General features: G+C 65.8%; 12 protein-coding genes. 8 read left to right on the top strand and 4 right to left on the bottom strand.

Going from position 1 to position 13,285, the window contains the following annotated elements; translation table 11 throughout:
• Window positions 1-2: 2 nt before the first annotated feature.
• From tatA to IM816_RS01945, 4 genes are read left to right on the top strand one after another with little or no spacing between them, the layout of a single operon-like run.
• Window positions 3-248 (top strand): twin-arginine translocase TatA/TatE family subunit, encoded by a 246-nt coding sequence (gene tatA, locus IM816_RS01930; RefSeq protein WP_072322449.1) that lies wholly within the window; start codon window positions 3-5, stop codon window positions 246-248.
• Between the two features lie 13 nt (window positions 249-261).
• Window positions 262-675, top strand: coding sequence for a Sec-independent protein translocase protein TatB (gene tatB, locus IM816_RS01935; RefSeq protein WP_250339574.1), 414 nt, complete (start codon window positions 262-264; stop codon window positions 673-675).
• Window positions 662-1,420, top strand: a complete 759-nt coding sequence (gene tatC / locus IM816_RS01940; RefSeq protein WP_072322451.1) for a twin-arginine translocase subunit TatC — start codon at window positions 662-664, stop codon at window positions 1,418-1,420. The genes tatB and tatC overlap by 14 nt, the downstream gene beginning before the upstream one ends.
• Window positions 1,421-1,423: 3 nt before the next feature.
• Complete coding sequence (locus tag IM816_RS01945) at window positions 1,424-2,053, top strand: hypothetical protein (RefSeq protein WP_250339575.1); 630 nt, start codon at window positions 1,424-1,426, stop codon at window positions 2,051-2,053.
• On the opposite strand, the gene IM816_RS01950 is transcribed toward IM816_RS01945, so the two are convergent.
• Together IM816_RS01950 and IM816_RS01955 are read right to left on the bottom strand one after the other, a co-directional pair.
• Window positions 2,054-3,412: a S41 family peptidase gene (locus IM816_RS01950; protein WP_250339576.1), complete on the bottom strand. Its 1,359-nt coding sequence runs from the start codon at window positions 3,410-3,412 to the stop codon at window positions 2,054-2,056.
• A 10-nt stretch (window positions 3,413-3,422) separates the two neighbouring features.
• On the bottom strand, window positions 3,423-4,595 hold the full coding sequence (locus IM816_RS01955; protein WP_250339577.1) for a murein hydrolase activator EnvC family protein: 1,173 nt from the start codon (window positions 4,593-4,595) through the stop codon (window positions 3,423-3,425).
• 283 nt (window positions 4,596-4,878) lie between these two features.
• Here IM816_RS01955 and gltB point away from each other — a divergent pair, with 283 nt between their 5' ends.
• The 4 genes from gltB (at window position 4,879) to IM816_RS01975 (ending at window position 12,548) form a co-directional block, all read left to right on the top strand.
• On the top strand, window positions 4,879-9,330 hold the full coding sequence (gene gltB / locus IM816_RS01960) for a glutamate synthase large subunit (RefSeq protein ID WP_250339578.1): 4,452 nt from the start codon (window positions 4,879-4,881) through the stop codon (window positions 9,328-9,330).
• Window positions 9,327-10,763, top strand: coding sequence for a glutamate synthase subunit beta (locus tag IM816_RS01965; RefSeq protein ID WP_250339579.1), 1,437 nt, complete (start codon window positions 9,327-9,329; stop codon window positions 10,761-10,763). The genes gltB and IM816_RS01965 overlap by 4 nt, the downstream gene beginning before the upstream one ends.
• A 94-nt stretch (window positions 10,764-10,857) precedes the next feature.
• Entirely contained in the window at window positions 10,858-11,616 is a 759-nt protein-coding gene (locus IM816_RS01970; RefSeq protein ID WP_250339580.1) for an NRDE family protein, read from the top strand.
• A gap of 137 nt (window positions 11,617-11,753) precedes the next feature.
• Complete coding sequence (locus IM816_RS01975) at window positions 11,754-12,548, top strand: SDR family NAD(P)-dependent oxidoreductase (RefSeq protein ID WP_250339581.1); 795 nt, start codon at window positions 11,754-11,756, stop codon at window positions 12,546-12,548.
• 3 nt (window positions 12,549-12,551) lie between these two features.
• Here the strand turns inward: IM816_RS01975 and IM816_RS01980 are convergent, their stop codons facing one another.
• Window positions 12,552-12,860, bottom strand: a complete 309-nt coding sequence (locus tag IM816_RS01980) for a hypothetical protein (protein ID WP_250339582.1) — start codon at window positions 12,858-12,860, stop codon at window positions 12,552-12,554.
• Complete coding sequence (locus IM816_RS01985) at window positions 12,857-13,252, bottom strand: YchJ family protein (protein WP_250339583.1); 396 nt, start codon at window positions 13,250-13,252, stop codon at window positions 12,857-12,859. Before IM816_RS01985 ends, IM816_RS01980 begins: the two co-directional genes overlap by 4 nt.
• Window positions 13,253-13,285: the final 33 nt, after the last annotated feature.

Raw genomic sequence — 13,285 nt, forward strand, 5'->3', positions numbered from 1 at the left:
TCATGAGCATTACCCATATCGTCCTTCTGCTGCTCGTCGTCGTGCTGATCTTCGGCACGAAGAAGCTGCGCAACATCGGCTCGGACCTGGGCGGCGCCATGCGCGACTTCAAGAAGGGTCTGGACGGCGACGAAGAAGCACGTCAGGCGCGCGAGCGGGACGACAAGCTCCGCGCCGACCCGCCGCCGTCGACCCAGGTGCCGCCTGCCCACAGCGAGACGAGCGAGCCGCGCGACCGCGCTCCGTGATCCTGGCGTCGCCATGATCGACATCAGCCTGACCAAGCTGCTGCTCCTCGCAGTGGTGGCGCTCATCGTCCTGGGGCCGGAGCGCCTGCCCCATGCCGCACGCACCGCCGGTGCCCTGCTGCGCCGCATGCGCAACGGCTGGGACAGCGTGCGCGCGGAGGTGGAACGCGAGATCCAGGCCGAGGAAATCAAGCGCACGCTGCGCGAGACGGCCGAGAATGCGCGGGCTACGCACGAAAGCGTGCGGGACGACGTCCGTGCCGCGGGGGCCGAGATACGCGGCGCCAGCGAGCGCATCCGCGATACCTTTACCGAAACCCAGACGGCCCGCGCCGCGGGCCGCGAGCCCGACCCGGCGCTCGACATGCTCCCGTTGAAGCGCGGCGAGCCGGTGCCGCCCGAGAACGAAACGCATGACCGCACGTGAGCCCGATCCGTCGTCCGACGACGTGGTCGAAGAGGGGCTGTTCTCCCACCTGATCGAACTGCGCTCGCGTCTGCTCCGCGCCATCGTCGTGTTGCTGCTCGTGCTGCTGGCGCTGGTGCCGGTGGCGAATCATCTTTATGCCGAGCTGGCAAAGCCGCTCGTGGAGCGCATGCCGCAGGGCGCGCACCTCATCGCGACGGAAGTGGCCAGCCCGTTCGTGACGCCGCTGAAGCTCGCGTTCTTCGTCGCGCTGTTCATCAGCATGCCGATGATCCTCTACCAGCTCTGGGCCTTCGTGAGTCCGGGCCTCTACCGGCACGAGAAGCGCCTTGCGCGCCCGTTGCTGGTGGCGTCTCTGGTGCTGTTCTATTCCGGCTGCGCCTTCGCCTATTTCATCGTGCTGCCGGCCGCGTTCAAGTTCCTCAACGCCGTGACCCCCGACGGCGTGGCGATGATGACGGACATCACGCATTACCTCGATTTCGTGATGCTGATGTTCTTCGCTTTCGGGCTCTGCTTCGAAGTGCCCGTGGCGGTGGTGATCCTGGCCGCCATCGGCATCGTCGATGCGGAGAAACTGAGCAAGGGCCGCGGCTACGCCATCGTCGGTGCCTTTGCGATCGCCGCCTTCATCACCCCCCCCGATCTCCTTTCGATGATCATGCTCGCGGTGCCGATGTGCCTGCTCTACGAGTTGGGTCTGCTGGCCGTGCGTTTCCTGTTGAAGCCGCCCGAGAGGGAATGAGCGATGGGGGCTTCGGTCGGCTGGTTCGCGGTAAAGGGCAAGGGGCGCGACGAGGTGTTCGCGGCGCTTGATCTGGTGCGTAACGAACGCACCGCGAGTCACCCCGGCACGGGCTACTCCCTCGCCCTGCCGAACGGCTGGTTCGCCGTGGTGACCCGCTTCGAAAGCCCGCTGATCGCCGATGCCGACATGCGCCGCCTGTCGCATGGCTGCGTGGTGATCACGTGCGAGTACGACGATCACGTGATGGTCAGTTCATCGACCTGCTACGTGAATGGCCTGCGTAACTGGCGCGCCGAGCACGACGGCCAGCAGGACGACAACCGCCACCTCGCCACCAGCGGTAGCCTGCCCGCCGCGTTCGATGCCATACACGCGCGCATCGAAACGATGCAGGATGCCGCCGATATCGACGGCGACGACGTCGATCACTATTACTCGTTGCCGATCGAGCTGGCGCAGAGCGTGACCACCTTCCACGCGGACCTGCCTGCCTCGGCCTACGGGGCCACGTTGTGCGAGGGCTGGACGCTGGTCGAGGCGACCGCGGTGCCGGCCCCCGATCCCGATCTTTCGCGCAAGGTGCGTAAGGCAGTGGCCAAGGCCACCCGCCCCTGGTGGAAGCTCTGGTAGTTACTTCCGGCCCAGCGCCAGACCCTTCAGCACATTGAGTGCCTGCGACAGAGCATAGTCGTCGATCGCCAGCTTGCCGTCGTCGTCGCTCGTGCTCTTCTCGTCCGCCGCGGCTTTTTCATTGACGAGATGATTCGGCAGGTCTGCTTCCGAGCCGATGAGCTGCGGTGGCGTATCCGCCTTGCTTACGGCGAGATCGGCGAGCGGAATGTCCGGCTTGATGCCTTCGGCCTGGATCGAGGTCCCGTTCGGCGTGTAGTAGCGCGCGGTGGTGATCTTCACCGCGTGTTCCTGATCGAGCGGCAGCACCGTCTGCACCACGCCCTTGCCGAAGGTGCGGCGCCCCATGATGAGCGCGCGGTGGTTGTCTTTCAGCGCACCGGAGACGATTTCCGCCGCCGACGCCGTGCCGTTGTCGGTGAGGATCACGATCGGCGCGCCCTTGAGCAAGTCGCCTGGGTGTGCGTCGAAATGCAGGTTCGCGTCCGGCAGTCGTCCCTTCGTGGTCACGATGGTGCCGCTGTCGAGGAAGGTGTCCGCCACGCCCACCGCCGTGGTGAGCAGGCCGCCCGGGTTGGAGCGCAGGTCCAGCACCGCGCCCTTGGGCGCACCGTGCTTCTTGATGTAGTCGGAGAGCTTGGTGTCCAGATCCGTCGCGGTGTCTTCCTGGAACTGGCTCAGACGGATGTACACGTAGCCCGGATCGAGCTGGCGCAACTTCACGCTGGTGACGTTGATCCTTTCGCGAACGAGCGGCAGGTCGATCGGCTTGTCCGACTTCTCATGGAGAATGGTGAGGGTGATCTTGCTGCCGGGATCGCCGCGCAGCTTCTTGAACGCCTCGTCGATGTTCTGGCTGTCGACCACCATGCCGTCCACCTTGAGGATCGTGTCGCCCGGCTTGATGCCTGCGCGCGATGCCGGCGTGTCGTCGATCGGCGAGACGATCTTCAGCATGCCGTCGACCTGCAGTACCTCGATACCCAGGCCACCGTACTGGCCGGTGGTGTCCTCGTCGAGTTCGTCGAGGCCTTCCTTGTCGAGGTATTCGCTGTGCGGATCGAGATTCTGCAGCATGCCGCTGATGGCGGCATTCATGATGGTCTTGTTGTCGAGCTTCTCGACGTATGCCTGCTGGATGATGTGATACACCCGCGTGAAATTGCGGATGTCGTCGAGGCTGACCGCATCGTCGGCCTGTTGGACCACCGCTGCGGCACTGGTCGACGAGGCGGCCGGCGCGTCGGGCTGCTTGATCGGTTTCTGCGGAACTTGCGCCTCGACCTGGGTGACGGCCAATGCGCCGAGAGCCAGCGCGAGGGCGAGGCGAAGAGGGTGCGGGTGGCTGCGAAGAGTCATGCGAATGTCCTTAATGCCGTTTGCCGAGCCAACCGCGCGCATCGATGGGCTTGCCGCCCTGGCGCAGTTCGAAATAAACGCCGTTGTCGCCGGCGGGCGCCGCTGCGGTGCCGACGGCTTCGCCAGCTTCCACGGTGTCGCCTACGCCATGCAACAGGGTTTCATTGTTGCCGTACATGCTCATGAACCCGTTGCCGTGATTCACGATGATCATCATGCCGTAGCCGCGCAGGAAGCTCGCGAACACCACGCGACCGCGCGATACCGCCTTCACCTCGCTGCCGCGCGGCGCCACGATGATCACGCCGTTGCCATAGGCGTGAACGGGGCCGTTGGCGGGCCAGGGCAGGTTGCCGCGCAGGTTGCCCATGGGCGCGGACGCCGGTGCGCCCTTCGGCGCCGGTGCCGGCTCCGCGGCCTTGGCAGCCTCGTCGATCACCTTCTGCAGGCGGGCGACCAGGGCATTCATGTCCTGCTCGTTCTGTTTGAGGGCGGCCATGCGCTGGGCCTGGTCCTTGTACTTCGAGTCGGTTTCCGCCACCAGTTTCTGTTGCTCGGCGCGCTGCTTCTCCAGATCCTTCGCGCGCGTCTCGCGCTCGGTCCGGGAGGCTTCCAGCTTCTGCTGCTCGGCCGTGATGGCGGCTTCGACCTCCTGCAGGCGGGAAAGATCCGCAAGCAGGCTGCGAATGCGCTCCACGCGGTTCTCCTGGAAGTAGCGGGAGTAGGCGAGGGCACGGGAAATCCGGTTCACGTCCTCGTCGCCGAGCAGGAGCTGGAGGTCCGAGCCACGGCCAAGGGTATAAGTGGCGCGCAGCAGATCGCCCAGCGCGTCCTTCTGCTTGTCCAGGCCGGCCTGCATCTCGGCGCGCTGCGCGTTCAGTTGGTCGAGGTCGTGGCGGCGCTGCTCCAGTTCGGCCTCGGTTTCGCGAACGGCGCGTGCGGCCGCCGACACCTGTTCAGCCTGCCGCGCCAGGGCCGCGTTGGCGCTGTCCCGGGCGTTGGCGGTCTCCCGCTGCTCGCGGGTCAGCGTCTCGATGTCCTTGCGCACGCCCTCCAGCTTCTGTCGGGCGTCCTGCTGCTCCGCCCGCGCCTTGGCGTCCTGCGCTGAGCGAGCCGGCAGGGCGGTGGCGCATGTGAAGGTGGCGAGGATCAGGGTGGCAGGCAGACGGAGGATTGGGCGCATTCGGAGATTATTACCTATCCGGCGACGTCGGCCACGCGCCGCCGGTCACCTCGCTGGTATGCCCGCATGGCCTTGTGCTGCCCCGTCCGGCCGCACTGGTCTCGCCCGGCGGTCGTAAGAATTTCGTTTGCGCGACGTTTGGACGTCCGAATGGCTTTGACGCAACGCGGCAATTGTGCCTAAAGTGGGCTGAGCCCTTCGCGCGTATGTGATGGTCGGCCCGTCCAGGCCGCGGGGCCACATGCGCGTCACACCCAGCAAAACCAAAGCCACGAGGAGGCGGATGGTGAAGCAAGGCACTCCGCGCCTCTATGACGAGGCGTTCGAACACGACAGTTGCGGCTTTGGCATTGTCGCGCAAATAGATGGTCACGCCAGTGCAGCGCTGGTCGATACGGCGTTCGCTGCGCTCGCGAAGCTTTCGCATCGCGGCGGCGTCAACGCCGATGGCGTGAGCGGCGACGGCTGCGGCGTGCTGTTGCGCCGGCCGGTGGAATGGCTTCGCGCGCTCGCCGCAGAAAGCGGCATCGTGCTCGCGACGCACTTCGCCAGCGGCGTGGTATTTCTCGATCCGGACGGAGACGCCGCCGCCGCGCGCGTGCTCGATGCCGAGCTGGAACGCGTAGGTCTGCGTGTTGCCGGGTGGCGCGACGTCGCCGTCGAGCCGTCCGCCTGCGGTCCGCTCGCCGCGGCCTCCATGCCGCGCGTGCGCCAGGTGTTCGTCGATGCCCCGGGCGATCGTTCGCCCGCCGCGTTCGAGGCGGCGCTGTTCCATGCGCGTCGCCGCGCCGAACTGGCACTGGCCGGCGACAAACATTTCTACGTCGTCTCGTTGTCGGGCGAAGTCGTGGGCTACAAGGCCATGGCCGCACCGGGTCATCTGCGCGACGTGTATCCCGACCTCAAGCATCCGGCGCTGGTCGCCGATGCCGTCGTCTTCCATCAGCGCTTCTCCACCAACACGTCGCCGCAGTGGCGTCTTGCCCAGCCGTTCCGCTTCCTGGCCCACAACGGCGAAATCAACACGATTCGCGCCAACCGCCGCTGGATGCAGGCACGCACGTCGGTGATGCGCTCGGAGCACGTGGACCTGTCCGACATCGGGCCGCTGGTGCGCCAGGAAGGCTCGGACTCCGAAAGCCTCGACAACGCACTCGAAGTGCTGCTGATGGGCGGCATGGATCTCCTGGCGGCCATGCGCGTCCTCGTGCCACCGGCTTACGCTGCGCGCGAAGACATCGATGAGGATCTCGCGGCGTTCTACGAGTACTACGCGTTGCACAGCGAGCCATGGGATGGTCCGGCTGGCCTGGTGATGTGCGACGGCCGCTACGCCGCATGCACGCTGGATCGCAATGGCCTTCGCCCGGCACGCTGGGCGCTGTCGGACGACAATCACCTCATTGTCGCTTCCGAGGCGGGCCTCTGGGATGTGCCTTCCTCGCGCGTCGTCGCGAAGGGGCGCCTCGCGCCGGGCGAGATGATCGCCGTGGACTTCCGTGAGCATCGCCTGCTGCGCGATGCCGACATCGATGCCATCAATCGTTCGCGTGCGCCGTTCCGCGACTGGCTGCGTGCTGGTGTGACCTACCTCGAATCCGACCTGATCGATCCGAGCCTCGCCGCCGAGCCGCTGCCCGCCGAGGAGCTGCGTCGTTACCAGAAGCTCTACGGTCTCTCGCGCGAGGAATGCGAGTCGGTGTTGAAGGTGCTCGCCGAGACGGAGGCCGAAGCCACCGGATCGATGGGTGACGACACACCGATGGCTGTGCTGTCACGGCAGATACGTCCGTTGTTCGATCGCTTCCGCCAGGGCTTCGCGCAGGTCACCAATCCACCGATCGATCCACTGCGCGAGCGGCTGGTCATGTCGCTGGTGACGCAGATCGGGCAGGAGAAGAACATCTTCGATCTCGGTCACGAGAACGCGAAGCAGATCCTGCTCAACTCGCCGATTCTTTCGCAGCGCAAGCTGCGGCAGATCCTCGCGCATCCGGATTACGCGGACACGCCGCGCTTCGATCTCATGATTGGCGCGGACGAAACGCTCGAACAGGCGCTGATGCGGATCTGCGACGCCGCCGAGGCAGCGGTGCGAGCGGGGGTGAGAATCGTTTTCCTGAGCGATCGTTATCCGCGTCGCGATCTGTTGCCGATCCATTCGCTGCTCGCCACGGGCGCCGTGCACGCGCGGCTCGTCGACAAGGGGTTGCGCTGCCAGTGCAACATCATGGTCGAGACGGCCACGCCGCGCGATCCGCACCACTTCGCCTGCCTGATCGGCTTCGGTGCGACCGCGATCTATCCCTGGCTGGCCTACCAGAGTCTCTTCGACATGGGCCGTGCAGGACACATCCGCAACGGCGAAGGCGCGCCACGCGAGATCGGCCGCAACTATCGTCGCGGTATCCGCAAGGGTCTTTTGAAGATCCTGTCGAAGATGGGCATCTCCACGGTCGCCGGCTACCGCGGGGCGCAGTTGTTCGAAATCGTCGGCCTCGCGCCCGAGGTCGTGGCGCTGTGCTTCCCGGGTACGCCTTCGCGTATCGGTGGCGCCGGTTTCGCCGATCTGGAGCACGAGCAACGCCTGCTTGCTGCCGAGGCCTGGGACGAAGCGCAGTCGCTTCGTGCAGGCGGCCTGTTCAAGTACGTGCATGGCGGCGAGTTCCACATGTACAACCCCGACGTCATCGCGAGCTTGCAGGTCGCGGTGCGCACGGGTCAGTGGTCCGACTACGAGACCTATGCCCATCACGTGGATGCGCGACCACCGTCGGCACTCCGCGATCTCCTCGTGCCGCGCGGCACAACACCCATTCCGCTCGACGAGGTCGAGCCGGTCGAGGACATCCTCCGTCGATTCGATTCCGCGGGCATGTCGCTGGGCGCGTTGTCGCCTGAGGCGCACGAGGCGCTGGCGATCGCCATGAACCGCCTGGGCGCACGAAGCAACTCGGGCGAAGGTGGCGAAGATCCTGCGCGCTACGGCACCGAGCGGGCATCGAAGATCAAGCAGGTGGCTTCAGGCCGCTTCGGTGTCACGCCCGCCTATCTCGTCAACGCCGAGGTATTGCAGATCAAGATCGCGCAGGGCGCCAAGCCCGGCGAGGGCGGTCAGCTTCCGGGTCACAAGGTCGATGCCACGATTGCACGCCTGCGCTACGCGAAGCCGGGCATCGGTTTGATCTCACCGCCGCCGCACCACGACATCTATTCCATCGAAGACCTCGCGCAGTTGATCCACGACCTCAAGGAAGTGAATCCGCAGGCGCTCGTCTCGGTGAAGCTGGTGTCGCATGCGGGCGTGGGTACCGTGGCCGCGGGTGTCGTGAAGGCCGGCGCGGATCTCATCACCGTGTCCGGTCACGATGGCGGCACGGGCGCGAGCCCACTCACGTCGATCAAGTACGCCGGCACGCCCTGGGAACTCGGTCTGGCGGAGACGCAACAGACACTGCGACTCAACGATCTGCGCGGACGTGTGCGCCTCCAGACGGACGGTGGCCTGAAGACCGGCCTGGATGTCATCAAGGCGGCGATGCTCGGTGCGGAGAGCTTCGGTTTCGGTACCGGGCCGATGGTGGCGCTGGGCTGCAAGTACCTGCGCATCTGCCACCTCAACAATTGCGCTACCGGCGTTGCCACGCAGCATCCGGTGCTGCGACAGAAGCATTTCCTCGGTCTGCCCGAGATGGTGATGAACTATTTCCGCTTCGTCGCGGAAGATGTGCGTCGCCAACTGGCTCGCCTGGGCGTGCGCTCGCTCGCCGACATCATCGGTCGCAGCGACCGTCTCGAGCAGATCGACGGCGTGACGGCGGTGCAGGAGCGCCTCGATCTCTCGCCGCTTATCAGTTCGGATGGCCTCGGTGCAAAGGTGGACTTCGCCTGCACCTTCGCACGCAATCCCATGCGCGATCCCGCTGCGCTGGCGAACCGCATCGAAGCCGATACCCGCGCCGCCGTGGCGGACGGTCTCGGCGGCACCTTCGATTACGCCATCGCGAATACGGATCGCGCGATCGGTGCACGTCTGTCCGGTGACGTGGCGCGTCGCTGGGGCGACGCCGGCATGGTCGAGCATCCGATCCATCTGCGTCTTTCCGGCGCAGCAGGGCAGAGCCTCGGCGCGTGGAATGCAGGCGGCGTGCACATCGATCTCGTCGGCGAAGCCAACGACGGCGTCGGCAAGGGCATGGCTGGTGGTCGTCTCGTCATCCGTCCGCCGGAGGATTCGCCGTTCCAGAGCCACGAAGCGTCGATCATCGGCAATACCTGCCTCTACGGCGCTACGGGTGGCGAGTTGTTTGCGGCCGGCCAGGCTGGCGAACGTTTTGCCGTGCGCAATTCCGGCGCGTTGGCGGTGGTGGAGGGTGCCGGCGATCACTGCTGCGAATACATGACCGGTGGTGTCGTGGCCGTGCTCGGTCGCACGGGCCTCAACTTCGGCGCGGGCATGACGGGTGGCTTTGCCTACGTACTCGATCTGGAGCGTAGCTTCGTCGATTGCTACAACCACGAACTCGTGGACATCGTGCGTATCTCCCCCGAAGGCATGGAGCACTACATGCAGCATCTTCGCCAGCTTGTCGCGCGGCATGCCGAGCTTACGGGCAGTGCGTGGGGCGGCCGCGTGCTTGCCGACTTCCGCGGGCTGTTGCAGCGTTTCTGGCTGGTGAAACCCAAGGCAGCGAGTCTCGACGCGCTGGCCGAAGAACTGCGGAGTGCCGCATGAGCACGAAGGATTTCCGTTTCCTCGACCTGCCGCGCCAGGTGCCACGTACGGTGCCGGTCGCCGTGCGCGTGCTCGGCTATGGCGAAATCTCCGGCGACTTCGCGTCGTCGGAAGCCGCGGCGCAATCGGAGCGCTGCATCGACTGCGGCAATCCCTATTGCGAGCACGCCTGCCCGGTACACAACTACATTCCCAACTGGTTGAAGCTGGTGCAGGACGGTCGCTTGTTCGAGGCGGCCACGCTGATGCACGAGACCAATCCGCTGCCGGAAATCTGTGGCCGCGTTTGCCCGCAGGATCGTCTCTGCGAAGGTGCCTGCACGTTGGAGCAAGGCGACTTCGGCGCGGTAACCATTGGCAGCGTCGAGCGTTGGGTCACGGACGAAGCCATCCGCCAAGGCTGGCGTCCGGATCTGTCGCGCGTGCGCGAAACGGGTGCGCGCGTGGCGATCGTTGGCGCTGGCCCGGCTGGGCTCGCCTGCGCGGATCGCCTGCGTCGTGCCGGCATCGCCGCGCACGTATTCGATCGTCAGCACGAGATCGGTGGCCTGCTCACCTTCGGCATCCCGCCGTTCAAGCTCGACAAGAACGTGGTGCGCACACGACGCATGGTGCTCGAAGGCATGGGTGTGGTCTTCCACCTCGGCGTGGAGATCGGGCGCGACATCACCTTCGATGAACTGCTGGCCGACTACGACGCTGTCTTCGTCGGCACGGGCGCGTACACCTATGTGGATGGACAGCTCGAGGGACGTCACCTGCGTGGCGTACACGATGCACTGCCTTTCCTCATCGCCAACACGGAGCGTCTGCTTCGCGACGAACCGCCCGCCCCGGAGTACGACCTCGCGGGCAAGCACGTCGTGGTGCTCGGCGGCGGCGATACCGGCATGGATTGCAATCGCACGGCCATTCGCCTCGGTGCGGCGTCGGTCACCTGCGTGTACCGCCGCGACGAGCCCAGCATGCCGGGGTCACGTCGCGAGGTGGGTTACAGCCGCGACGAAGGCGTGCGCTTCCTCTTCCAGCGCCAGCCCATCGCGCTCGTGGGTGACGATGGTGCGGTGAAGGCCGTACGCGTGGTGGATACGGAACTGTTCGATGCGGGCGACGGCCGCCTTCGCCCGCGTAACGTCGAAGGTAGCGAGACCGACCTGCGCGCGGACGTGGTCATTCAGGCCTTCGGCTTCCAGCCGAGTCCGCCCGATTGGTGCGATGCCTTCGGTATCGAGCGGGACCGCAGTGGCCGGATCGTCGTGGGTGCGGAAGGGCGCCTGCCGTTGCAGACGAGTCATCCGCGCATCTTCGCGGGCGGCGACAACGTGCGCGGTGCCGATCTCGTCGTGCGCGCGGTGTACGACGGTCGCGAAGCCGCGGCTTCGATCGCCCGTCTGCTGGTAACGAGCACGGTGGCTGCGACCGTTACCGCCTGAAGCAAGAGGGCGTCGGGGTCATCCCCGGCGCCCTTGGCTTCGTCCCTCGTCGCGCCCACAATGGCCGGATGGTCCCCAAGGGCTTCACGTCCCCATGTGTCTGATTGCCTTTGCCTGGCGCGCGCATCCGCGCTGGCGTCTCGTCCTCGTGGGTAACCGCGACGAGTTTCATGCCCGGCCGACGGCCCCGCTCGCATCCTGGGACGAGGCGCCGCAGATCGTCGCCGGTCGCGATCTCGAGGCCAGCGGTACCTGGGTCGGTGTTGGTCCGCGTGGCCGGGTGAGTGCGATCACCAACGTGCGCGATCCGAGCGCCAGTCACGACGGACTGTCCCGCGGGTTGCTGGTCGCCGATTATCTCGGTGCCAGTCTTCCGGCGCGCGAACATGCCATCGAACTCATGGCCAGCGCGCGCGATTACCGTCCCTTCAACCTGCTGACTTTCGACCACGAAGACGCGTACTACCTCGGCAATCACCCGAGTGCGCGCGCACAGCCTGTCGATGCGGGCGTGCATGGCTTGAGCAATGCCGACTTCAACGCACCCTGGCCGAAGACGCAGGCGATCGTACAGCGTCTGGAAGCATGGATCGCGGCGGGGCGTGACGACGACACCGATGCCCTGTTCGCCATGCTTTCCGACCGGGGCGGCTGGCCCGACGACCTGCTTCCCGATACGGGCGTCGGTATCGAGCGCGAGCGCTTTCTGTCGAGCGCCTTCATCGTTGGCGAGCACTACGGCACCCGAGCCAGCACGGTGATCCTGGTCGATCATGAGGACCGCACCACCATCATCGAGCGCCGCTTCGGGCCGCATGGCGCTTATCTGGGCGAGAGCCGCGCCGACGGCTGAACCTGTCCGCGAGGCGGTGTTCTTGCGCGTGGAATGGAAAGTGTTTTGCGCCCGGCGCAATTGATTCGCCCGGCCTTCGCCCCGAGCATGAAGGAGTCCGCCAAGCGGCCACTCTTTCCTTCCTCCTGGAGCTTTCCATGAACATCGATCTCACCAAGCGCAGCGCCATCGTCACGGGTTCCACGGCCGGTATCGGTCTGGCCATTGCCACCGGGCTCGCCGCTGCCGGCGCGTCGGTCGTCGTGACCGGGCGTACCCAGGCCCGCGTCGACGAAGCCATCGCGGCGGTCAAGAAAGTCGCGCCCGAGGCAAAGGTCACCGGTGTTGCCGCCGATCTCGGCACGGCCGAAGGTGCGGCCACGCTCATCAAGGCCGTGCCCGAGACCGACATCCTTGTGAACAACCTCGGCATCTTCGAGCCGAAGGACTTCTTCGAGATCGACGATGCCGAGTGGACCCGGTTCTTCGAGGTGAACGTGAACTCCGGCGTGCGCCTCTCGCGTCACTATGCGAAGGGCATGGCGCAGCGTGGGTGGGGCCGCGTGCAGTTCATCTCCAGCGAGTCGGGCATCCAGGTGCCGGCGGAGATGGTGCATTACGGCGTGACCAAGACCGCGCAACTGGGTGTATCGCGCGGCTTGGCTGAGGTACTTGCTGGCACCGGCGTAACGGTCAACGCGATTCTCCCGGGCCCTACCTTGTCCGAAGGTGTGAGTGAGTTCTTCGGCAAGATCGCGAAGAACCAGGGTGTGTCGATGGAGCAGGTGGAGCGCGACTTCATCCAGACGCATCGCCCGACGTCGCTCATCAAGCGTCTGCTGAGCGTGGAAGAAGTCGCCAATGTGTCGGTCTATCTTGCTTCCGAGCAGGCGTCCGGCACCACCGGCGCGTCGATCCGTGTCGACGGCGGCGTCACCCGCTCGATCATCTAGCCCTCATCCGCCGATCTGGCAAATGATCCGCGAGAAGGCGCCATCGTTCCGCTGGAACTCCGGCCGCGGCGCATGGAAGCGCCGGTCGCTCAGGGTGAGGGATTTCACCTTTTCTATGCGAAAGGATTTCCACCCGGTGGCAGCGCCCGACGCGCTGCCACCGGCGACTTGATAGGCACTGAGCAGCCGCTCACCCGCCGCGTCGTCGCCGTAGACGTGCGGCTGCACCAGACGCTCCGCACCACCGTACTCCACGACCAACAGATGCATCGTCGCGATGGCCTCGCAGATGACGTCATCGAAGTGCGTCACGACACATCGCCGTCCACGTAATACCAACGCCCATCCTCGCGCACGAAGCGACTGACCTCGTGCATGCGCTCAGCGCTGCCACCACCCATGCGCAACCGCGCAACGAACTCGACGATAGCCGTGTCCGCCGTGGGATTCTCGTGACGCTTCACCGAAAGCCCCAACCACGTTGGCTTAGGCGATTGTGTCGCGAGCCCCAGCGATGCCGGGCGCGTGCTCGGGTGCCAGGTTGCGAGCAGATAGTCCTCCAAGCCCAGCACGTAGGCGCTGTAGCGCGATCGCATGAGAGCTTCGGCAGAGGGGGCTGGCGTACCGGCATGCCAACGCCCGCAGCAGGCGCTATAGGTTGCGCCGCTTCCGCATGTGCATGGATGGGCGGTGGTTCCTGCCATGGCGATCGCTCCTGTCACAACGGGGTTCGGTCG

Source organism: Luteibacter flocculans (genome assembly GCF_023612255.1).
In the GTDB taxonomy this organism is placed as follows: domain Bacteria; phylum Pseudomonadota; class Gammaproteobacteria; order Xanthomonadales; family Rhodanobacteraceae; genus Luteibacter; species Luteibacter flocculans.

Excerpts from the sequence above, each read along its gene's own strand:
- tatA (WP_072322449.1), top strand. The coding sequence starts at position 3 with ATGAGCATTACCCATATCGTCCTTCTGCTGCTCGTCGTCGTGCTGATC.
- tatB (WP_250339574.1), top strand. The coding sequence starts at position 262 with ATGATCGACATCAGCCTGACCAAGCTGCTGCTCCTCGCAGTGGTGGCG.
- tatC (WP_072322451.1), top strand. The coding sequence starts at position 662 with ATGACCGCACGTGAGCCCGATCCGTCGTCCGACGACGTGGTCGAAGAG.
- IM816_RS01945 (WP_250339575.1), top strand. The coding sequence starts at position 1,424 with ATGGGGGCTTCGGTCGGCTGGTTCGCGGTAAAGGGCAAGGGGCGCGAC.
- IM816_RS01950 (WP_250339576.1), bottom strand. The coding sequence starts at position 3,412 with ATGACTCTTCGCAGCCACCCGCACCCTCTTCGCCTCGCCCTCGCGCTG.
- IM816_RS01955 (WP_250339577.1), bottom strand. The coding sequence starts at position 4,595 with ATGCGCCCAATCCTCCGTCTGCCTGCCACCCTGATCCTCGCCACCTTC.
- gltB (WP_250339578.1), top strand. The coding sequence starts at position 4,879 with ATGGTGAAGCAAGGCACTCCGCGCCTCTATGACGAGGCGTTCGAACAC.
- IM816_RS01965 (WP_250339579.1), top strand. The coding sequence starts at position 9,327 with ATGAGCACGAAGGATTTCCGTTTCCTCGACCTGCCGCGCCAGGTGCCA.
- IM816_RS01970 (WP_250339580.1), top strand. The coding sequence starts at position 10,858 with ATGTGTCTGATTGCCTTTGCCTGGCGCGCGCATCCGCGCTGGCGTCTC.
- IM816_RS01975 (WP_250339581.1), top strand. The coding sequence starts at position 11,754 with ATGAACATCGATCTCACCAAGCGCAGCGCCATCGTCACGGGTTCCACG.
- IM816_RS01985 (WP_250339583.1), bottom strand. The coding sequence starts at position 13,252 with ATGGCAGGAACCACCGCCCATCCATGCACATGCGGAAGCGGCGCAACC.